Raw genomic sequence first — 20,758 nt, 5'->3', positions numbered from 1 at the left:
CGCTTCAAGGCCGCGCCGCGACTTCGTCGAGATGCAGCAGCAAGTCCGCCGGATCTTCGTACACGCGCAACGCGCCGGAGCGCTCCAGTTCATCGCTGCCATAACCGCCCGACAGCAAGCCGACACCGAGCGAGCGGCAACGACGCGCGGCCAGCATGTCCCAGATGCTGTCGCCGACGACGACCGTATGCTCGATGGGCACGTTCAGACGCTCGGCGGCGGCGAGGAACAGGTCGGGATCGGGCTTCGCGTACTTCACCATGTCGCGTGTGATGACCACTTGCTTCGACGGATCGACACCCAATGCTTCGAGATTGACCTGCGCGGTTTCCATGCGTCCGCTCGTGGCAATGGCCCAGCGCGTGCCGGCTTGCGTCAACGCGTCCAGCAATTCACGCGCGCCGGGCAACGGGCACACCTGCGCGCGCAACCGCGTGTACGCCTGCGCATGCAATTGGCGCAGCCGCTCGACGCGATCCGCGCTGATCTCGCCATGCGTCTCGCGCAACAACTGATCGGTGAAGAGGCCGCCGCTCATGCCGATTTTGCGATGAATGCGCCACACGGACAACTCGATGCCCTCGGCGTCGAGCGCTTCTTTCCACGCGAGCACGTGCTGATAGACGCTATCGACGAGCGTGCCGTCCAGGTCGAACAGGAATGATGTTTCGATGCGCATGGTCTGCTCCCTTCGAGTGAGTTTGAGCGTGTCGTGTTGGCTTCATGATACGCACGATGCGGCGAGCGGGCTGCGGCAAATGCGATAATGGATGTTTGCGCCGCGAGCCCGTTTCATCGCGGAAATAACGCATAAAGTCCCTGAATTCTGCATCAATTACGCATGACGGAGCTTATCTTGACCCGCATCGACAATCCCTCCCGCGATCAGGAGGCAGGCGTGGCCGACTCCACGCAAGACACGACCCGCATCGACGATACGCGCATTGGCGCGGTGCGTCCGCTGATCTCGCCGGCCTTGCTGCTCGACGAACTGCCGGTCACGCCCGGCGTGCAGACGCTCGTCGAGGAAAGCCGCACGGCTATCGCGAATATTCTGCATGGCCGCGATGACAGGCTCGTCGTGGTCGTCGGTCCGTGCTCCATTCACGATCACGATCAGGCGATGGAATACGCGCAGCGCCTGAAGAAAGTCGCGCATGCGTTGCGCGACGATCTCGTCATCGTGATGCGCGTGTATTTCGAAAAGCCGCGCACGACGGTGGGCTGGAAGGGCTACATCAACGATCCGCGTCTCGACGGCAGCTTCCGCATCAACGAAGGCCTGCGCCGCGCGCGCGAACTGCTTCTCGACATCAGCGGTCTCGGTCTTCCGACCGCAACCGAGTTTCTCGATCTGCTCAGCCCGCAATACATCGCCGATCTGATCGCGTGGGGCGCGATCGGCGCGCGCACGACGGAGAGCCAGAGCCATCGTCAGCTTGCGTCGGGTCTTTCCTGCCCGATCGGTTTCAAGAACGGCACCGATGGCGGCGTGCAGGTCGCGGCCGACGCGATCGTCGCGGCGCGCGCGAGCCACGCGTTCATGGGCATGACGAAGATGGGCATGGCCGCGATCTTCGAGACGCGCGGCAACGACGACTGCCACGTCATTCTGCGCGGCGGCAAGATGGGGCCGAACTACGACGCCGAAAGCGTCGCGGCGACGTGCGCTGCGTTGGCCAAGCTCGGCCAGCGCGAACAGGTGATGATCGATTGCTCGCACGCCAACTCGAACAAGTCGCATCTGCGTCAGGTGGATGTCGCGCAGGACATCGCGCGTCAACTGGAAGCGGGCGAGCGGCGCATCACCGGCGTGATGATCGAGAGTCATCTGGAAGAAGGCCGTCAGGATCTGAAGCCGGGCGTGCCGCTGAAGCACGGTGTATCGATCACGGATGCATGCCTTGGCTGGACGCAAAGCGAACCCGTGCTCGACCTGCTCGCACAAGCCGTGAGAAAGCGTCGCGCGGGTTGATCGTCGAAACTTTTTACCTCGCCACCGCGGCATTCAACGCGTTGATCAACGCCAGCGGATCGAAAGGCTTGCGCAACTGAATCGACTTCGGCAGCGCGCGCCGCTCTTCCTCGTCGAGCGCGAGATCGTAGCCCGTCACGAACACGACGCCGAGTCCCGGCGTCTTGCGACACGCCGCGATCGCCAGTTCCACGCCGGAGTGCCCCGCGAGATCCACATCCGTCAGCAGCAGCTCGAAGCGATGCTCGCGCAACAGCGCGAGCGCGTCATCGACGCTGCCTGCTTCCATCAGATCGAGCCCGAAGGTGCGCAGCAACTCCGCGGTGCTTTCGCGCACGAGTTCATTGTCTTCGACGAACAGCACGCGCATGCGCGACAACGCATCGTCCTGCGCGACGCTCGGCACGCTCGCGTCGCCCTCGGTCCGGGCGGTAGCCGGTGCCGGCATGCGTTGTCCCAGCACGTGCCGCACCTTGCGCGCCAATGCCTCGTGCGTATATGGCTTGCTCAGCAGATCGATGCCCTCGTCGAGCCGTCCGGCATGCACGATCGCGTTATCCGTATAGCCCGACGTGAACAGCACCGCGATACCCGGCACGCGTTCACGCGCCTTGCGCGCCATCTCGGTGCTGCGCAGCGGCCCGGGCATTACCACATCGGTGAAGAGCAGATCGACCGGCACGCCGCTCTCGACGATAGCAAGCGCGCTCTGCGCGTCCTTCGCCCGCAACACGCGATAGCCGAGATCCGTGAGCAATTCGACCACGGTCGCACGCACTTCTTCATCGTCCTCGACGACGAGAATGGTCTCGCTGCCACCGTTGGCCGGTCCCGCGTCGATAGTCGTTTCGATGTCCTCTTCCTCGCGCGCGCGCGGCAGATAGAGACGCACCGTCGTGCCGTGCCCTTGTTCGCTGTACACCTTCACGTGGCCGCCGGACTGCTTGACGAAGCCGTACACCATCGAAAGCCCGAGGCCCGTGCCCTGGCCCTCGCGCTTGGTCGTGAAGAACGGTTCGAAGGCGCGCTCCTGCACTTCGGGCGACATGCCCGAGCCCGTGTCCGTGACCGCGACCATCACGTACTGGCCGGGAGAAACGTCGGCGTTGCGCATCGCGTAGGTTTCATCGAGCGATGCGTTGCCGGCTTCGATCGTGAGCTTGCCGTGACCGGTCATCGCGTCGCGCGCGTTGATCGCCAGATTGAGCAGCGCGTTCTCGACCTGGAACGGATCGACGAGCGTATTCCACAAGCCGCCCGACACGATGGTTTCGATCTCGATGCCATCGCCGAGCGCGCGGCGGAACATGTCGTCGAGGCCGCGCACGAAGCGGCCCAGATTCACGACCTTCGGCGCGAGCGGCTGACGTCTGCCGAATGCGAGCAATTGCGACGCGAGATTCGCACCGCGCGCGACGCCCGCGAGCGCGCTCCTCACGCGTTGTTCGGACTTGTCCCGTCCGGCGACGTCTTTCGCGAGCAACTGCAGATTGCCGCCGATCACTTGCAGCAGGTTGTTGAAGTCGTGCGCGATGCCGCCCGTCAACTTGCCGATGGCTTCCATCTTCTGCGCCATGCGCAGCGCTTCCTCGGCATGGCGCAATGCGTCGGCGGTTTCGCGGTCGGACGTGACGTCGCGGCCTACGCCGTGAATGCGCCGCGAGCGCGGATCGAGCGACAGGGTCCATGCGATCCAGCGCCAGCCGCCGTCCGAGCGGCTCAGGCGGCATTCGTAGCGCACCGGCACGCCGTTCGCGCGCAGCTTGTCGAGTTCCGCGGCGGCGGCGCGCGCATCGTCGGGATGCACGAGGTCCATCACCGCGTGCGAATGCAGGCGCTGCGAGTCGAAGCCGAGCACCGTCGTCCATGAAGGGCTCACGCGCAACAGCGCGCCCTCGAAGCTCGCGACGAAGAACAGGTCTTCGCTCAGTTCCCACAAACGATCGCGGTCCGCGACGGCATCGGCGACACGGCGTTCCAGCGTTTCGTTCAGATCGCGCAGCGCGTCCTGCGCCTTGGTGCGCTCGGCGATCTCGTCCTGCGCGGCCTGAAAAAGCCGCGCGTTGTCGATGGCGATCGCCGCCTGCGACGCGATGCCCGTCAGAATGCGCTCGGCGCGATCCGTGAAGACGCCCGGCTCGGGATGCCCGAAAAACAGCCCGCCGAGCACTTCACCCGTGCGCGAGAGAACCGGCGCGGCGAGATAGCTGCGCACGGCGAGATGGCCCTTCGGCATGCCGTGATGGGGCACGTTGTGCCCGTAGCGCGGATCTTTCGTGATGTCGTCCGAACGCACGATGCCTTCACCCGCGAACGTCGGACCGAACACCGCGGTGTTGCGCGGCATCGGGAATCTGGCGAAGGTGTCCCTCGGCACGCCCGAAAGCGTGTAGAGCGTGTAGCTGCCGCCCTTGTCGTCGAGCACGTTATAGAAGAACGAGCCGAAGGAGGCGCCCGTGAGTTCCGTCGCGGCATCGACGACGACCTGCACCGCGCGGCTCAGTTCGAGCTCGCCGGCGACCGTCGTGCCGACGCGATTGAGAATCTCCAGCGTGCGCGATTCGTCACGCAGCTTCTGCTCGGTCGCATGACGCAGCCGCGCGAGCCGCAGATTGCTCGCCACGCGCGCGAGCAGCTCGCGTGCGGAGAAGGGCTTGGTCAGATAGTCGTCCGCGCCCGCTTCGAGACCGTCGACGCGCGCCTCCTCGCCCGCGCGCGCCGAGAGCAGCACGACAGGCGTCTCGCGCAGCGCTTCGTCTTCGCGCAGCGCGCGCAGAAGCGCGAAGCCGTCGAGACGCGGCATCATCACGTCGGAGACGATCACTTCGGGATGCACCTCGCGCGCGGTCGCGAGCGCGGCTTCGCCGTCGGCGGCGACGCTCACGTCATGGCCCGCCGCGATCAGCATGCGGCGCATGTAGTCGCGCAAGTCGGCGTTGTCGTCGACGACGAGCACGCGGCCCGGCAGCGCGCCGGCGGGCGTGGGTTCGTCGGCCGCCATCGCGCCGAGCGGCGCGTCTTCCTCGCTTTCGACGATGGGCGGCTCGCCCGCGTTCGGCATCCAACGCTTGGCTGTATCGACATACGAAAGCGCGCGCACGCTCGCTCTAGCGTGCGGCGCGGCTTCGACGTCGAGCGCGGGCTCGCGCGGCGCGGGCAGCGTGATGGTGAAGCACGTGCCTTCGCCGAGCGTGCTTTGCGCGCGAATCGTGCCGCCGTGCAGCTTGACGAGTTCCTGCACCATCGCGAGGCCGATACCGCTGCCTTCCACCGAGCGGCCCGCCGCGCCCGCGACGCGATGAAAGCGCTCGAACACGCGCGTGAGTTCCGCCTCCGGAATGCCGATGCCGGTGTCGCGCACGCTCATTTCGATGCCGCGATCGGCGTTCGCATGGAGCGAGATTCGGATGACGCCGTCGAACGTGAACTTGAACGCGTTCGACAGCAGGTTCATCACGATCTTTTCCCACATGTCGCGATCGATGTCCGCGATCACCGGCGCGCGCGCGATGTCGATGTCGAGACGCAGGCCGGCCGTGTCGATCGCCGAGCGAAACAGCGACGCGAGTTCGGCGGTGAACACGGCGATGTCGGTCGGCTGACGATGCATCTCGATGCGCCCGGCCTCGATACGCGAGAAGTCGAGCAGCGCGTTGACGAGCTTCAGGAGCCGCAGGCCGTTGCGATGCATGATCTCGACGAGCCGCAAGTCCTCGCGGCCGATGCGCGCGGGATTCGCCTGCAGTTCTTCGAGCGGGCCGAGCATCAGCGTGAGCGGCGTCCTGAACTCGTGGCTGATGTTGGAGAAGAACGTGGTTTTCGCGCGGTCGATTTCGGCGAGCGCTTCGGCGCGGCGGCGCTCTTCCTCGTAGGCGTGCGCATAGCCGATCGCCGCGCCGATCTGCCCCGCGATCAGATTCATGAACGCGCGATATGCGTCGTCGAAGAGGCGGCACGGATTGAGCGCCGCGATCAGCACGCCCGCACGGCCCGTCTCGCCCGAAGGCGCGATCGGCACGAGCACCGCGCTCGAAGGCGCGACGTGCCACGCGCCGGTGGGCAGCGGCGTGTCGAAGAGGCGTTCCAGATTCGTCACCACGCGCGCCTGGTTGTCGCGCAGCACGCTTTGGATGGGCCACGGCGCGGCCTGCGACGCATGCAGCTTCGCGGGCGCGGCCGCATGTCCGGGCTCGATGCCGCACGCGCCGGCGAGCGTCGCCGTGTCGTCGCCCGGCTCGACCGTGTAGAGCAGCGCGAAGGGTACGTCGCGCGATGCGCCGGCGAGCGCGTTCATCGAAAGCTCGCAGGCCTCGCGCCACGAGCGCGCATCCGCCGCCGATGCCGCCAGGTCGCGCAGCACGTTCAACTGGCGCTCGCCGAGCACGCGCCGCGTGTCGTCGCTGTTCGCGCAGATGATGCCGCCCGTGCCGCCGCGGTCGTCGGGAATCGGGCTGTAGGAGAACGTGTAATACGTTTCCTCCGGAAAGCCGTTGCGCTCCATGATGAGGAGCTTCTGTTCGACGAATGTGCCTTCCACGCCCGTGAGCGCCGTTTCGAGCAGCGGGCCGATATCGCTCCAGAGTTCGCGCCATACAGCCTGCGTCGGCTGCCCGAGCGCCTGCGGATGCTTGCCGCCGACGATCGATTTGTACGCGTCGTTATAGAAGAAGAGCAGGTCGCGACTCCAGCCGATCCAGATCGGCTGGCGCGAGGTCAGCATGATGCGGATGGCCGTCTTGAGGCTTTGCGGCCAGTGTTCGGGCGAGCCGAGCGCGGTCTGCGTCCAGTCGAATCCGCGGATGAGCGCGCCCATTTCGCCGCCGCCCAGGAGGAAGCTCGGGTCGAGCCCGTTCATCCTCGTATCCGCGATCAGATTGTCAGCTTTCATCGGCGCTTGGTCTCCTCGCGCGGCCTCTCGATCGAGCGATGCAGGTTTGTCCGGGACACTGCCAGTAGCGGGATTCGAATCGTTCATGTGGCGCTTTTCGGATACGGTGCGAACGATTCTGAATTCTCGCACGGAAAACGCGCTTTCTTAAACTCTCCGCACGCGCGTCAGCCCCGCCCGGCAAGGCGTTCGAGGCGGCGCGGCACGGCTTTTGCTGGATATGTCGCTCAAATAGATAACGTTGCGCATGACCTTCACGCGCCCGCCTCACACAAGCGACCCATGTCCAGACCGATGCCTAAAGCCACATCAACATCAGGCGCAGGCGCGCACGAAGACTTCGACATTTACGCATCGTACGTGGTGAATGCGACGGGCATGCACATCGGCACGCTGAAGGTCGTGAGAAAGCGCGACCGGCGCGTGCTCTATCCGTTCGATGGCTGCGAGACCATCGGCCCGTTCGAATCGAGCGACGACGCGCGGCGTGCGGCGGAGGCGCTCGGTCTGCGGATCGTCGCGGCGGATCTCGCTCATCCCGAGCCTTGAGCCTAGCCCGCGCATTGTCCTATGACACGTGGCGCGGGCAGGCGACATACCTCGTTTTCCACGCGGGCGGCGCGCTTCACGCCGCGAATCCGACAAGCCTGTAAGCCACGCGGTAAGAAGCCCGGCGGTTTCCCTGAGCGATCGGCAAGAATGGCCCGCGCTTGCGGGAAAACCCCAGCGTCGCGATCGTCCTAGGACATGCGAGGCAGGCGGCATGCGTCTGTATCTTGATCTCAAGGCGGTGCATGGCGCGCGAATTCGAGCGCAGCACCGGGTCCATGACGCATCCGGAAGACGACTATGAGTTACGTGCAACCATCCACGAGGCAGGGCCATCACACCGCGCCTGATCGAACGACGCCGCGCGCGGCGCTTCGGCGCGCCATGGCCGCCTCGGCAATAGGCAATGCGACCGAGTGGTTCGACTACGGCATCTACAGCTATGGCCTGACCTATATCTCGGCCGCGCTTTTTCCCGGCAGCACCGCGCAAGCCACGTTGTTCGCGCTCGCCACGTTCGCGATTTCGTTTCTCGTGCGTCCGCTCGGCGGCCTCTTCTGGGGCCCGCTCGGCGACCGTCTCGGCCGCAAGCACGTGCTCGCGCTGACCATCATCATCATGTCGATGGCGACGCTGCTCGTCGGCCTGTTGCCTTCGTATGGCAGCATCGGCATATGGGCGCCCGTGGCGCTCGTCGCGCTGCGCATGATCCAGGGCTTCTCGACGGGCGGCGAATACGGCGGCGCGGCCACCTTCATGGCCGAATACGCGCCCGATGACAAGCGCGGCTTTTGCGGCAGCTTTCTCGAATTTGGCACGCTCGCGGGCTTTTCGCTCGGCGCGTTCCTGATGCTCGGCTGCTCCGTCCTGCTCGGCAACGACGCGATGCATTCATGGGGATGGCGCCTGCCGTTCCTCGTCGCGGCGCCGCTCGGTCTCATCGGACTTTATCTGCGCTCGAAGATGGAAGACACGCCGGTGTTTCGCGAGTGCGCCGAAGCGGCGGAACGCGAGCATCATGCGGGCGTGACGCTGGGCGAGTTGTTCGGCAAATACTGGAAGCCGCTGCTGCAACTCGGCGGACTGGTCGTGGCGCTCAACGTCGTGAACTACGTGCTGCTCGCCTATATGCCGACGTTCATGAAGAAAGAGCTTGGCATGAGCGACAACCTCTCGCTGCTGCTGCCGCTCATCGGCATGCTCTCGATGATGGTGCTGCTGCCTTTCGCGGGCGCGCTGTCGGACCGCATCGGGCGCAAGAAGGTGTGGTGGCTTTCGCTCTTCGGCATCTTCGTCGCGGCCGTGCCGATGTTCTCGCTGATGACGCACGGCATTGCGGGCGCGCTGATCGGTCTTGCTGTGCTGGGCCTGCTGTATGTGCCGCAACTGGCGAGCATCTCGGCGATGTTCCCCGCGATGTTCCCGACGCAGGCGCGTTACGCGGGCATGGCGATCGCCTATAACCTGTCGACGTCGATATTCGGCGGTACGGCGCCGATGGTCACCGACTGGCTCATCGGCCGCACGGGTAGCACGCTGGTGCCGGCGTATTACATGATGGGCGCTTGCGCGGTGGGCGCGATCGCGTTGTTGTTCGTCACGGAGACGGTTGGCTGCTCGCTGCGTGGGCGCGAGATTCCCGGTGCGAAGCAAGCGGCTGGAGCGCGGCGGGGGGAGACGATGCACGAGGCGGTGCACGAGGCGCTTGCGGAGCATCGGCACGCGTGAAGCGAGTCGTCTGAAATAAACGCGACCCGGCGCATGTGCGCCGGGCCGTATGCATGATGAAGCAACGGTTCGCGGCCACGCGGGATGCCGAACCGCGCCTCCCGCGTCGCTCGCTTATTGCACCGTCTGTTGCGCCGGCATTTCGATGACGCGCTCGCCGCCCGGTGTGGCGACCGAACTCGCCGCGCGCGGCTTGAGCATGGCGCTGCCTATCGTGACCGGAACCGAGACGACTTTCGTCGCGCCCTTGATCGTCGCGAAGACGTTCAGGAAATACACGCCCGCCGACGCTGCCCGGACGACGACGGTGTCCTGCGCCGATCCCGCGCCATCCGGCGTCATGTGCCGGCTCGCGGAACCGAGGATCGTCAACGCGCCCTCGGTCCGATACTTCACGGCGACGCCGGCTTGCGGCAGTCCGGTGTAGTCGAGCTGTACGTTCACCGCTGTATCGGGAGCGCCTTGCGCGGGCGCCGTTGCCTTGATGCTCAGGGCGCCCGGATCACGTCCGAAGGCGCCGCTCGCCGGATTGGTCTGCGCCACGGCGAGCGAGCCGCCGAGCATCAGAACGGCGGCGAGAATGAGATTCGTGAATTTCATTGGATACTCCTGTTATCACATACCGGCTTGCAACGACACATTCACGCAACCGGCGGAATTCGTTCGAGCGGCGTTGAAATCGCTGTTGCTTCGGGGCGCTGCGTAGGCGGCGTAATCGCCCGCCGCGAGGAAGGTGTACGTGGACGAGCCCGCGCTCGTGAAAGCGGGCGAGATCTTTGCGCCCGCGTTATAGGCGGTGATCGCGTAGTCGCCGATCGCGGGACCTCCCGACTGCGGCGAAAGTGTCAGCTTATAGACGCCCGTCGCCGGAATGGTCAGACGCAGATGGCCGAAATTGCCAAGCTTGTTGCCGCCGCCAAAAATCGTCGTGGTGCATGACGATGCACTTCCGCCCGGCTTGAGCGCCGCGTAGATGGGCAGGATCGCAGAGTCGACGGGCGTCGGGTCCCAGTTGCCCTTGACGGTCGCGGTTCCCCATGCGTCGAGAAGCGTGCCGCCATTCACCTGAACCTTCGATAGCGAGGCGTCCAGCGCCGCTTTTCCCGCATCGCCGACAAGGGGCCGCAGCGCCGTCGCGAACGAGAAGATGCTGGTGAACGCGGGCGTGTTCTTCTGACCGTTCAACATGGCCCGATAAATCGGCGCGAAGCCGATATCCGGCGACTTGTACAAGCCGTACAACGCATTGCCGAGTGCGGTCTCGTCGAACCATGCCGGGAATGACCAGACGTTCGATGGCGTATCGAGATCGAAACCGAAGCCGTCTTCGCTCTGAAGCGCGCCCATGGTGTCCGAGTAGATCGGCGAATCGCGAACCATCGAAGAAAACGCATTGCCGAAGGCTTCGCTGAACGCAACGCTCATGTCGAGCGCGTCGCCCTGATAGTGGCTGCCGCCGAAGCTGTCGGAGCGGGAAAGCGCGTATTCGAAATAGTGGCCGAACTCATGCACGACCACGCTCGCGTCGTATTCGTCGGTATCGACGTTTTCGGCGCCGAGCAGGTAGAGGCCTTTGGTCGAGGCATTGGGATCGTAGTGGCTGCTGCGGATCAGGCCATTCGCGATGTCGCCGTCGCCGGGGCGATTGTTCACGCTCCAATAGACGTTGAGCGCGGGAAGCGCGACCTCGGGCGCGACGTCGTGCATTTTCTGCGCGGCCGTCACGAGCTGGTCCAGGATGGCGAACGGCGCAGCCGAACGCGCCGCGCCGTAGCCGTTGCCGGTCCAGCCGGATGCGGCATTCAGTTCGGCCTGCGAGCCGCTCGTCGCGGTTGTGAAGGCATCGCCGCGTATCGAATAAAGCGGGGCGCTGCTCGGGGCGCGCCGGTACTCGGGCGCGGTGTTGTCGCGAACCTTGATCAGATAATCGGGTGCGCCATCCGCGCCCGACATGCCCTGAGCCGTCACGCGAACGTAGACGCGCGTATCCGCCGGCACGTCGATCGAATAGACGCCGGCTTCGTTCGTGAAGGTCTTGCCGATGACCGTCGCGCCGTCTTCGGACATGATTTCGACGAGTGCGCTGCGCACCGGACGCCGATAGGTGCGGCCATAGTCGAGTCTCGCCTTCAGGTCGCCGCTCGCGGCGGCGCTCGTGACGGTGGGAACGAAGTCATAGCTGACCCTGCCCGTGACCGTCCCCGATTTCTTGACCGGCGTCGGCGTGCTGCCGCCGGAATCGCCGCCCGCCGCTGTATTGCTTCCGCCTCCGGCACCGCTGTTGTTGTTGACGACGCCGCCGTTATCCGAACCGCCTCCGCCGCCGCCACCGCACGCGCTCAGAACCGCTGCGGACAAGACGCTCAGTGCAATGTTGCGGATGCCGGGCGCGCTGACCGGCCATCTCGTGTATCGAACCATGCCCTTAGTTCCTTTCATTCTTATTAGAAGTTGGGCATGCTAAGTTTCTACGGGCTTCCGGCTCTATCGGATATTTCTTAATTGGCCGGGCGCGCGAGGAGAAGGCGGGTAAACGTGAGGCGGGGCTACGGAAACGAGCGAAGCGATCTCAATGCGCCACTTTCACCGCTCTCTTCCCGCTCAACACCCGCGCCTGCAACACAATCACGAGCAGCAGGAACGCGCCGCGAATCACCGATTGCCAGTAAGCGGAAAGCGAGATATACCCGAGCCCGTTCTCGAAGTTCAGCAGATTGAACACGAGCCCGAGCAGCGCGACGCCGGCAATGGTCATCGCGATGGACCCGTCGCCGCCCGTCAGACGCGTGCCGCCGAGCACGACCGCGGAAATCGCGAACAACTCCCAGCCGACGCCTTCGTTCGGCTGCCCCGCGCCGAACTGGGCCGCGAGGATCGCGCCGGCGATGCCCGCGAGCAGGCCGCTCACCGCATACACGAAAACGAGCGTGCGATCCACGTTCAAGCCCATCAGACGCGACGCTTCCTCGCTCCCGCCGATGGCGAGCGCATGCCGCCCGAAGCGCGAACTGCGCAGCGCGATCCATCCGAGCAGCGCAGCCACGGCCGACACGATCCCGGGAATCGGCAGGCCTAGCAGATCGCCCTGGCCGAAGGCGGCGAAGTTCGAATCCGACGAAATGCCCACCGCGTCGTTGTGCCCGAGCAGCAACGCGAGGCCATGCGCGCCGAGACTCGTCGCGAGCGTGACGATGAACGGCAGAATTCGCATATGCGTGATGACGAGTCCGTTCAGCACGCCCACCGCGAGTCCGGCGAGCGAGCCGGCAAGCACGGCGGCCAGTGCGCCGTGCGAACTCGCGAGCGCCGACACCACGCTCGCCAGCGCGGCGACCGCGCCAACCGACAGATCGATGCCGCCCGTGATGATGACGAACGCCATGCCGATCGATATCAGCAGGAACATCGAGTTGTAGCGCCAGAACGACGTGATGTTGTACGCGTCCGCGAAATGCTCGTAACGCGTGACGCCGAGCACGAGCAGCGCCGCGAGCGCGATGAGAATCGGCAAGTTCTTTTTCATGTCGATGTTCAGCCCCGCTTGCGTTGCACGTACACCGCGACGATGATGATCGCGGCCTTCAGGACGAGCGCTGCCGCATCCGGAATGCCGTGCGCGAGCAAGGTATAGCGCAGCAACTGGATGATGAGCGCGCCGATCAGCGTGCCCGTGATGTACGCCTTGCCGCCGGTCAGCGCGGTGCCGCCGACCGCCACCGCCGCGATCGCATCGAGCTCCACGCCGAGACCGACGACGTTCGCATCCGACGACGAATTCACCGAGATCGAAATCAGGCCGGCCAGTCCGGCGAGCGCCGCGCACACCGTGTACGCGATCATCTTCACGCGCGCGGTCGGAATGCCCGAGAGATACGCGGCCTCTTCGTTGCCGCCGGTGACGAGCAGAAACTTGCCGAACAACGTCTTGCGCACGATCCACGTGAAGAACGCGACGAGCGCGAGCATCAGGAGAATCTGGAAGGGCACGCCCGCGACCTTGCCGAGCGCGATCCATTGAAACGCCGGATTGGTGAACGCCTGCAGGCTGCCGTCCGTGACCACTTGCGCGATGCCGCGTCCCGCGATGAAGAGCACGAGCGTCGCGACGATCGGCTGCACGTTCAGCCTCGTCACGAGAAAGCCGTTGAAGACGCCGCACGCGGCGGCGGCCACGATCGGTAGCGTGAAGGCGAGCACGAGCCCGAGCGGTCCCGCGATGTTCATGAAGAGCATTGGCGCGAGCGCACCGGCTATCGCCATCGAAGCGCCCACGGACAAGTCGATGCCGCCCGTCGCGACGACGAGCGTCATGCCGATTCCGACGATCACGATCGTCACCACCTGCGTGAGATTCACGTTGAACGTCTGCAGCGAAACGAAGTGCTGCGTGAAGATCAGATTGAACACGATCATCGCGAGCAGCACGGCGACTTCGCGCTGAATCGCCACGCCGCGCTTTTTCTTCACGGGCGGCGTTTGCGTCAGAGAGGCGGCGGGTTGCGTCTTGTCGATCATCGTTCGCTTCCTCGCGCCGTCGATTGCACCGCTTCGACCAGCGCCGAGCGTTCGCCCGCGCCGTACGCGATCGCGTCCATGATCGACGTCTCGTTCATCTGCGCGCCATCGAGTTGCGCGACCGTTTCGCCGTCGCGGATCACGACCGCGCGATCGGCCACGGCCGTGAGTTCTTCCAGTTCCGATGCGGACAGCAGCACCGCCAGTCCCGCGTCGCGTAACTCGCGCACGATCTTCGCGACGTCGGCTTTCGCGCCCACGTCGATGCCGCGCGTGGGTTCGTCAAGCAGCAGAACGCGCGGGTGCGTCGCGAGCCAGCGCGCGAGCAAGACCTTCTGCTGATTGCCGCCCGACAGCTCGCGTATCGGCTGATCGGGCGAGCGCAGCTTGATGCCGAGCGACTCGATGAAACCATCGACGATCTCGCGCTGCTTCGCGACATCGACCACGCCGCGCTTCGTCAACGCAGGCAGGCAGACGAGCGTGAGGTTGTCGCGCACCGAAAGCTCCGGCACGATGCCTTCCGCTTTGCGATCCTCGGTCAGATACGCGACGCCGCGCGCGATGGCATCTTTCGGCGACTTGAACGCGGCGCGCTCGCCGCCGATGGAAAGCGCGCCCTTCGCGGGACGGTCCGCGCCGAAGAGCAGGCGCATCGTCTCCGTGCGGCCCGAGCCGAGCAGACCCGCGAGGCCGACCGCCTCGCCCGCGTGGACATCGAGCGATACGTCCGTGACCTTCGCGCCCGCCGCGAGCCCTTGCGCCGCCAGCGCGACTGGGCCACGCTTCGCGAGATTCGCTTCCTTCACCGCGCTGTCCTCGTGCACGACGGCGGCGAGCGTGCGGCCGAGCATCGTCGTGACGAGCTTGAGCTTGTCCATGTCCTGCATCGCGTTTTCGGCGACGGTCTGCCCGTCGCGCATCACGGTGACGCGATCGCACAGCGCATACAGTTCGTCGAGCCGATGCGACACGAAGATGACCGCGCGCCCATCGTCGCGCAGACGGCGCACGACGGTGAAAAGCAGTTCCACTTCGCGCTCGTCGAGCGAGGACGTCGATTCGTCCATGATGACCATCTTCGCATCCGAGGAAACCGCGCGGGCGAGCGCGACCATCTGCTGGATCGCGGTGGAGAATTCGCGCACGGGTTTCTTTACATCGATTCGTAATCCGAACGATTCGAGCAGTTCGCTCGCGCGACGTTGAACCGTCTTCCAGTCGATGAGACCGAAACGGCGCGGCTCGCGTCCGAGAAAGATATTCTCCGCGACCGAGCGAAACGGTACGAGATTGATCTCCTGATAGATCGTGCTGATGCCCGCTTCACGCGCTTCCTTCGGCGTGCGGAAATCGATCTCGCGGCCATCGAAACGAATAGTGCCCGCGCTCTTGCGATACGCGCCGGTGAGAATCTTGATGAGCGTGGATTTGCCCGCGCCGTTCTGGCCGATGAGCGCGTGCACTTCGCCCGCCGCGACGGTCAGGCGCGCGCGCTTGAGCGCCGCGACACCGCCGAACGCGATGTCGATGTCCTGCATGTCGAGAAGGGGAGTCTGAGCCATGCGTGATGTCCGTCGAAATGAAAAAGCGAGCGCCTTCGTTCAGGCGCCCGCAAGTCACACACTTCGCTCAGTACCCGTACTGCATGCTTGCGTCGACGTTGCTCTTGTCGTAGAAGCGGTCCGAGACCTTCACCCACGGCGGAACCGTTTCGCCCTTCGCGTACTTCTGCGCGACATCGCATGCGAGCGGGCCGAAGAACGGGCTCGACTGCACGCTCGCGCCGAGTTCGCCCGCCTTGATCGCTTCGAGGCCGCCCTTGGTGCCGTCGATCGTCACGAGAACGATGTCCTTGCCCGGCTGCTTGCCCGCGGCCTTGATCGCGGCGATCGCGCCGAGCGCCATTTCGTCGTTGTGCGCGTAGACCGCGGTCACGTCGGGATGCGCCTGCAGCAGCGTCTCCATCACCTGACGGCCCTTGTCGCGCGCGAAGTCGCCGCTTTGCGACGCGACGATCTTCATGCCCGAATTCTTCGCGATCACGTCGTCGAAGCCCTTCTTGCGATCGTTCGCGGCGGAGGCGCCCGTCGAGCCTTCCAGTTCGATGATGGTGGCCTTTCCGTTGGTCGCCTTCACGAGCCAGTCGGCGGCGCGCTGACCTTGATCGATGAAGTCCGAGCCGATGAACGTGATGTAGTCCTTGCCCGCTTTCGCCATCGACTGGTCGATGTTGCGGTCGACGAGAATCACGGGAATGCCCGCTTTCTTCGCCTGCATCACGACGGGCACGAGCGGCTTTTCCTCGCGCGGCGGGAAGACGAGCAGATCGACGTGCTGCGCGATCATGCTCTGGATGTCCGAAACCTGCTTGGCGGCCGAGCTGTTGGCGTCGGTCATGACCATCTGCCAACCGCATTTCGCCGCGATGTCCTTGAAGCTCTTCGTTTCCGCGAGACGCCACGGATTATTGCTCTCGGTCTGCGCGAAGCCGACCTTCAACGGCTTCTTGTTCGCGATCTTCGGCAAGCCGTCATCGGCGGCATGGGCGGCGGTGAAGCCGACCGCGAGCGTCAATACGGTGAGTGCGGCAGCGAGCGGGCGCAGGCCCAGGCGCGTTTTCTTCTCTAGCGACAGCATGTCTTCCTCCAATGGATGGTTTGCCTTTTTCTAATGACGCCGATGCTTGTGTTGCCCGGTCTGCCTGCTGCGAGAGTAGATACTGCGAACTGCGGCGATTATTTCATCGCGTTTTATTAACCGTCAATCGCTAATATTATTAATTGCCAACTGTTTTGCTTCGCTGTTTTCCCCGACCGAGCCGCGCTCGATCAGCGGTCCGTCGAGCTTCACGGTGCGCCGCCGCACGGGTGCGCCCGCCGCGCGGTTCTCTTCTTCCTGCAGCAGCGTCTCGACGGCCCAGCGGCCAAGCTCGTAGTTCGGCAGCACGACGGTGGAAAGCGGCGGATGCGTATGCCGCGCGATTTCCTGATCGTCGTAGCCGAGCACCGAGACGTCGTCGGGCACGCGCAGGCCGAGTTGCTTCAATGCCTCGATCGCGCCGAGCGCCATCAGGTCGTTGGCGCAGAAGATCGCGGTCGGCGGATTCGGCTCGCGCATCAGCGAGAGCGTTTGCTCGAAGCCTGTGTCGGGGCTCCAGTCGCCCTCGCGCACGAGTTCCGGCGCGAACGGCAGATCGGCCGTGGCGAGCGCGGTCCGATAACCCTTCAGGCGATCGCGCGCCGCATCCTGCCACGGCTCGCCGTTGATATAACCGATGCGCTTGTGCCCCGCGGCCAGCAGATGATCCGTCGCGGTGTGGCCGCCCGCGACTTCCGCCGGCACGACCGAAGACACGCTCCCATCACTCGTATAGCAGTTGAGCAGCACCGTCGGCACCTTGGCGAGCACCGCCGGCAGCGTGACGCGGCGTGTGTAGACGGTCGCGTAAATCACGCCGAGCACGTTCGGATTGCCGAGCGTGGCGTCGAGCACGCGCGCCTCGATCTGCGCGTTGCCGTGCGTCGAGTACACCGCGAGCATGCGCCCATTGGCGAACGCGGCGTCACGCGCGCCGTCGATGCTGACCACGGGATGCGGACTCGTCGAAATTTCATCGGCGAGATAGACGATCAGATTGCGCTCGCGCTGACTGTCGAGTGCGGCCACGGGTTCGCGCTGCGTCATTCGATAGCCGAGGTCTTGCGCGGCGCGCAGCACCTTGTCGCGCGTGGTGTCGGAAAACTTCGCGCCGCTTGCGTTGTTCAGCACGAGCGAGACCGTCGATTGCGAGACTCCTGTGAGCTTCGCGATGTCGGTCATCGTCGGGCGGCGTTGCGTGGATTTTTTCATTGTGCGTGCCGCGTCGGGCGGCTGAATGCGTCGCGAATCATGCCTCGCGGGCCGAAGAAACTTGCCACTAATATTAGTGATGAACGACGCGGAAAGCACGGCTTTATTGGTCATTTTCGCTCAGGGTTTTCACTGGTTATTACTAATAATATTGACGAACGAATTACACGCGTGCGATTCTGTTTTCCACTCGCAACGAGGAGAACGCGCATGGGCAAGTACGACGAGAGCACGCGAGACGCGCTCGCCGAAGGGTTCGAACGAGACGGATTCGTGCTGCTGCGCGACCATTTCCCGCGTGCGACGCTCGATGCGTGGCGCGATGCGTTTGCGCCGCTCCTGCAACCGCATGTCGAAGCGGCGCGCGAGGCGTCGGAGAGCGGCAATCGCGGGCCGGGCCGCTACTACGTGACGCTGCCGTTCGAAGGCGAATTCGCGGACCCGTCGATCTTTTGCGATGAAGACATCGTCGGCATCGTCGAGCGCGTGGCCGGTCGCGATCCGGTGATGTGCCAGCTCGCGACCGATACGCCGGTTGCCGGCTCCGAGTACCAGGACTGGCATCGCGATACACCCGCACTGTTCGACGATGCGCCCGAAACGCCTTCGTTCCAGCTTGCGGTCAATTTCCCGCTCGTCGATGTGGACGACCGCAACGGTCCGCTGGAAACGACGCGCGGCACGCATCGCATGTCGCGTGACGAAGCGCTGGCTGGCCTGAACGCAGGACGTTTCGCCGCCGAGCGCGTGCCAATGCAAGTCGGCGACGTGATGATTCGCGATGTTCGCGGTCTGCATCGCGGCACGCCGAATCTGATCGGCGAGCCGCGTCCGATGGTCGTGATCGGCTACAGCCGCGCGTGGTATTTCCGGCCCGAGGTGCATATCGACGTGCCGCGCGACGTGTTCGCCGCCTTGCCCGCGCGGGCGCGGCGTCTCTTGCGGTTTAGTCCGCTTGTCGAGAAGACGGCGCGCACCTTCGACGAAAACTACCGGCAGTTCGCATATTGAGCGCCGCGCCGTCCGATACGCTCGTCGAGCTGCGTCATGGCGCGCGGCGCGTACTGCTCGCGCCGCATGTGGGCGGATCGATCGCGGCGTTCGACGAAACCCGCGATGGCCGAACGATCGACTGGCTGCGTCCCGCGACGCCCGCCGCGCTGGCCGCGCGCGATCCGCTCGGCATGGCGAGCTTTCCGCTTTTCCCGTATTGCAATCGCATTCGCGATGCGCGCTTCATGTTCGACGGCGAGCTTATCGATCTATCCGGCGACGGCAATGCCTTTGCGCACGCGCTGCACGGCAACGCGTGGCGCTTGCCGTGGCGCGTGGGTGATGTGTCGAACTCGCGCGCGACTTTGCATTTTTTGCATCAGCCTTCGCGCGAAGCGGCGCGTCACTGGCCGTTCGCGTATGAAGCGACGCAGCACATCGTGCTCGATGACCACACGCTAACGGTCAGCCTTTTTGTGCGCAACCTGTCTGATCGGCCGATGCCATTCGGCATGGGACATCATCCGTACTATCCGCGCACGCGAAACACGCGCGTTCATGCGCGCGTCGCGGCGATGTGGCGCAGCACCCCCGACTTGCTGCCGACGCGTGCGGGAGCGCATCCGTGTGTCGATGCGATGGCGTCGCAAGAAGGTATGTCCGCCGATGCATTCGATCTCGACAACAACTTCGCGGGCTGGTCGCGCACGGCGACGATCGCGTGGCCGGACGAAGGACGCGCGATCACGCTGAGCGCGCAAGCGCCGTTCGATCACATGGTGGTGTACGCGCCGGCGTCACATCCGGCGCTGCTTTGCGTGGAGCCTGTAAGCAACGTCGCGGACTGGGTCAATCTCGACGTCGACCGCGCCGCGAAGGGCGGCGCGGTGCTTGAGCCGGGCGGGTCGGTCAGCGCGACATTCGCCTGGACGACTCGCGTGGACTGAAGCGTCCGCGCTTACTGACCGAAGAAGACGTTGCAACTTGCCGCGCTGCAGCCGCCATCGCGGTGCCCGCCCGCGGAGGCGGGCATCATGCCGCCGTATGCGGAGTCGTCGCCGGAGGGTTGTTGCGGGGCGGCGGCGGTTTGCGGCTGAGCGTCGTCCGGCATGGCTTGCGACATAACCATCGGGCGCATGGTCTGGACGAGTTGCTGCGCATCGGCGGGCATGCCTTGCGCGTGCGCCACGCCCATGCTGGCGACGATCGCGCATGCGGCCGACATTGCGAAGAGTTTCGGGGTGATCTTTGCCTTCATATTCCAGCTCCTTGAAGCGAATGCACAAGCAGCCGGGAACGCGATTCTCGGACTCCTTGCAGCGTTGTCGATGAATGATGAATGGATGAGCGCACACGCTTCGCCCGATGCGGCGAACAGCGCTCAGGGATTACGTTACGTCGATGCGGGAGCGTGAGAAATCCCCATCTGGCAGGGATGCTTTGGAGGGGTAAGGCAAAAAGGCGGCGGAGCGGTTCTTTACCGAGACCGTAGAAGAATGAAAACGCGCCCGGACTTGCAAGAAGCCCGGGCGCGCCGAAACATGAGACTCGATACGTTTAGTATGACTTGGCGGCACCGCCGCTCGACGTATCCGAATTTGAACCGCTCTTCTTGTTCTTTTGCATCTTGTTGCTGTGCGTCGAGTCCATCGTGTTCGCACCCGATGCGCCCGAGGTCGAGCCGGTCACGCCGTTGCTGTTCGGCGTGCTCATGCCGGTGCCGCCCTGGCCCGCGCCATTGCCGCCCGCCGAGCCGCCGCCTGCGCCTCCACCTCCACCCGCGCCTTGCGCGAACGCCGCGCCCGACAGGCCGAGAATCATGGCCGAAACAAGCAGATTTCTCTTTGCGTTTTTCATGGTGTGTCCTCCCGTTGATCGATAGTCTTGATGCGCGCCGTCTCGCAAAAAGCTGCGGCGTCGCGCATGACTTAGCGCAATCGGCGTGCCGCGCGCGATCACGCAGCCGGCGAAGCGTGAGACCTCGATACGGGAGAAGAGGCGCGACGCGCTACGCCACGGCCTCGTCACACCATTCGATAGCCCATGCCCGCGCGCAATGAACGGCATCCGATTCAGTCGTGAAGGCATCCAGTTCGCCGGATTCGAAGGCTTCGACATGTGCCGTGTGCTGCTCGGGCGAACGCGTAATGCGCGCGTGCGCGTAGTAGTTGCCGTCCTCGGCGTGGTGGGCGGTGCAATCGATGTGGAACGTCTTGTAGTCGAATCGCATGAAGGGCTCCGGAAAAGAGATTGCGAGG

General features: G+C 64.7%; 17 protein-coding genes. 5 read left to right on the top strand and 12 right to left on the bottom strand.

Annotated features, from left to right (window positions below; all coding sequences use genetic code 11):
- Positions 1-4: 4 nt before the first annotated feature.
- On the bottom strand, positions 5-679 hold the full coding sequence (locus tag AWB82_RS03720; RefSeq protein ID WP_086965784.1) for an HAD family hydrolase: 675 nt from the start codon (positions 677-679) through the stop codon (positions 5-7).
- Positions 680-856: 177 nt separating this feature from the next.
- Here AWB82_RS03720 and AWB82_RS03715 point away from each other — a divergent pair, with 177 nt between their 5' ends.
- Positions 857-1,975: a 3-deoxy-7-phosphoheptulonate synthase gene (locus AWB82_RS03715; protein ID WP_086965818.1), complete on the top strand. Its 1,119-nt coding sequence runs from the start codon at positions 857-859 to the stop codon at positions 1,973-1,975.
- Between the two features lie 13 nt (positions 1,976-1,988).
- On the opposite strand, the gene AWB82_RS03710 is transcribed toward AWB82_RS03715, so the two are convergent.
- On the bottom strand, positions 1,989-6,863 hold the full coding sequence (locus AWB82_RS03710; RefSeq protein WP_086965783.1) for a response regulator: 4,875 nt from the start codon (positions 6,861-6,863) through the stop codon (positions 1,989-1,991).
- 294 nt (positions 6,864-7,157) lie between these two features.
- On the opposite strand from AWB82_RS03710, the gene AWB82_RS03705 reads away from it, so the two are divergent.
- Together AWB82_RS03705 and AWB82_RS03700 are read left to right on the top strand one after the other, a co-directional pair.
- Complete coding sequence (locus tag AWB82_RS03705) at positions 7,158-7,412, top strand: DUF6723 family protein (RefSeq protein ID WP_086965782.1); 255 nt, start codon at positions 7,158-7,160, stop codon at positions 7,410-7,412.
- A gap of 300 nt (positions 7,413-7,712) precedes the next feature.
- Positions 7,713-9,140, top strand: coding sequence for an MFS transporter (locus AWB82_RS03700; RefSeq protein WP_086965781.1), 1,428 nt, complete (start codon positions 7,713-7,715; stop codon positions 9,138-9,140).
- Between the two features lie 114 nt (positions 9,141-9,254).
- Here the strand turns inward: AWB82_RS03700 and AWB82_RS03695 are convergent, their stop codons facing one another.
- The 7 genes from AWB82_RS03695 to AWB82_RS03665 all read right to left on the bottom strand — a co-directional run bounded on the left by AWB82_RS03695 (position 9,255) and on the right by AWB82_RS03665 (position 17,507).
- The gene (locus AWB82_RS03695; protein ID WP_086965780.1) at positions 9,255-9,740 is read right to left on the bottom strand and encodes a hypothetical protein; all 486 of its coding nucleotides are present in this window, start codon (positions 9,738-9,740) and stop codon (positions 9,255-9,257) included.
- A gap of 15 nt (positions 9,741-9,755) precedes the next feature.
- The gene (locus AWB82_RS03690; protein ID WP_086965779.1) at positions 9,756-11,561 is read right to left on the bottom strand and encodes a hypothetical protein; all 1,806 of its coding nucleotides are present in this window, start codon (positions 11,559-11,561) and stop codon (positions 9,756-9,758) included.
- Positions 11,562-11,709: 148 nt separating this feature from the next.
- Positions 11,710-12,663 (bottom strand): ABC transporter permease, encoded by a 954-nt coding sequence (locus AWB82_RS03685; RefSeq protein ID WP_086965778.1) that lies wholly within the window; start codon positions 12,661-12,663, stop codon positions 11,710-11,712.
- A gap of 8 nt (positions 12,664-12,671) precedes the next feature.
- Positions 12,672-13,655 carry an ABC transporter permease gene (locus tag AWB82_RS03680; RefSeq protein WP_086965777.1) on the bottom strand — a complete coding sequence of 328 codons (984 nt, stop codon included), beginning with the start codon at positions 13,653-13,655 and terminating at the stop codon, positions 12,672-12,674.
- Positions 13,652-15,220 (bottom strand): sugar ABC transporter ATP-binding protein, encoded by a 1,569-nt coding sequence (locus AWB82_RS03675; protein WP_086965776.1) that lies wholly within the window; start codon positions 15,218-15,220, stop codon positions 13,652-13,654. Before AWB82_RS03675 ends, AWB82_RS03680 begins: the two co-directional genes overlap by 4 nt.
- A 67-nt stretch (positions 15,221-15,287) precedes the next feature.
- Positions 15,288-16,295, bottom strand: coding sequence for an ABC transporter substrate-binding protein (locus AWB82_RS03670; protein WP_086965775.1), 1,008 nt, complete (start codon positions 16,293-16,295; stop codon positions 15,288-15,290).
- 123 nt (positions 16,296-16,418) lie between these two features.
- The gene (locus AWB82_RS03665; RefSeq protein WP_235023159.1) at positions 16,419-17,507 is read right to left on the bottom strand and encodes a LacI family DNA-binding transcriptional regulator; all 1,089 of its coding nucleotides are present in this window, start codon (positions 17,505-17,507) and stop codon (positions 16,419-16,421) included.
- Between the two features lie 210 nt (positions 17,508-17,717).
- Here AWB82_RS03665 and AWB82_RS03660 point away from each other — a divergent pair, with 210 nt between their 5' ends.
- Entirely contained in the window at positions 17,718-18,518 is an 801-nt protein-coding gene (locus AWB82_RS03660) for a phytanoyl-CoA dioxygenase family protein (protein WP_086965774.1), read from the top strand.
- Positions 18,515-19,447, top strand: coding sequence for an aldose 1-epimerase (locus AWB82_RS03655; protein WP_086965773.1), 933 nt, complete (start codon positions 18,515-18,517; stop codon positions 19,445-19,447). The genes AWB82_RS03660 and AWB82_RS03655 overlap by 4 nt, the downstream gene beginning before the upstream one ends.
- An 11-nt stretch (positions 19,448-19,458) precedes the next feature.
- Here AWB82_RS03655 and AWB82_RS03650 read toward each other — a convergent pair whose 3' ends face one another.
- The 3 genes from AWB82_RS03650 to AWB82_RS03640 all read right to left on the bottom strand — a co-directional run bounded on the left by AWB82_RS03650 (position 19,459) and on the right by AWB82_RS03640 (position 20,730).
- Complete coding sequence (locus AWB82_RS03650) at positions 19,459-19,758, bottom strand: hypothetical protein (protein WP_086965772.1); 300 nt, start codon at positions 19,756-19,758, stop codon at positions 19,459-19,461.
- A 299-nt stretch (positions 19,759-20,057) separates the two neighbouring features.
- Positions 20,058-20,357, bottom strand: coding sequence for a hypothetical protein (locus tag AWB82_RS03645; protein WP_235023158.1), 300 nt, complete (start codon positions 20,355-20,357; stop codon positions 20,058-20,060).
- A 151-nt stretch (positions 20,358-20,508) separates the two neighbouring features.
- The gene (locus AWB82_RS03640) at positions 20,509-20,730 is read right to left on the bottom strand and encodes a hypothetical protein (RefSeq protein WP_086965771.1); all 222 of its coding nucleotides are present in this window, start codon (positions 20,728-20,730) and stop codon (positions 20,509-20,511) included.
- Positions 20,731-20,758: the final 28 nt, after the last annotated feature.

The organism is Caballeronia glebae (assembly GCF_001545035.1).
Lineage (GTDB): Bacteria > Pseudomonadota > Gammaproteobacteria > Burkholderiales > Burkholderiaceae > Caballeronia > Caballeronia glebae.
This window is presented reverse-complemented; position numbering and strand designations above follow the sequence as displayed.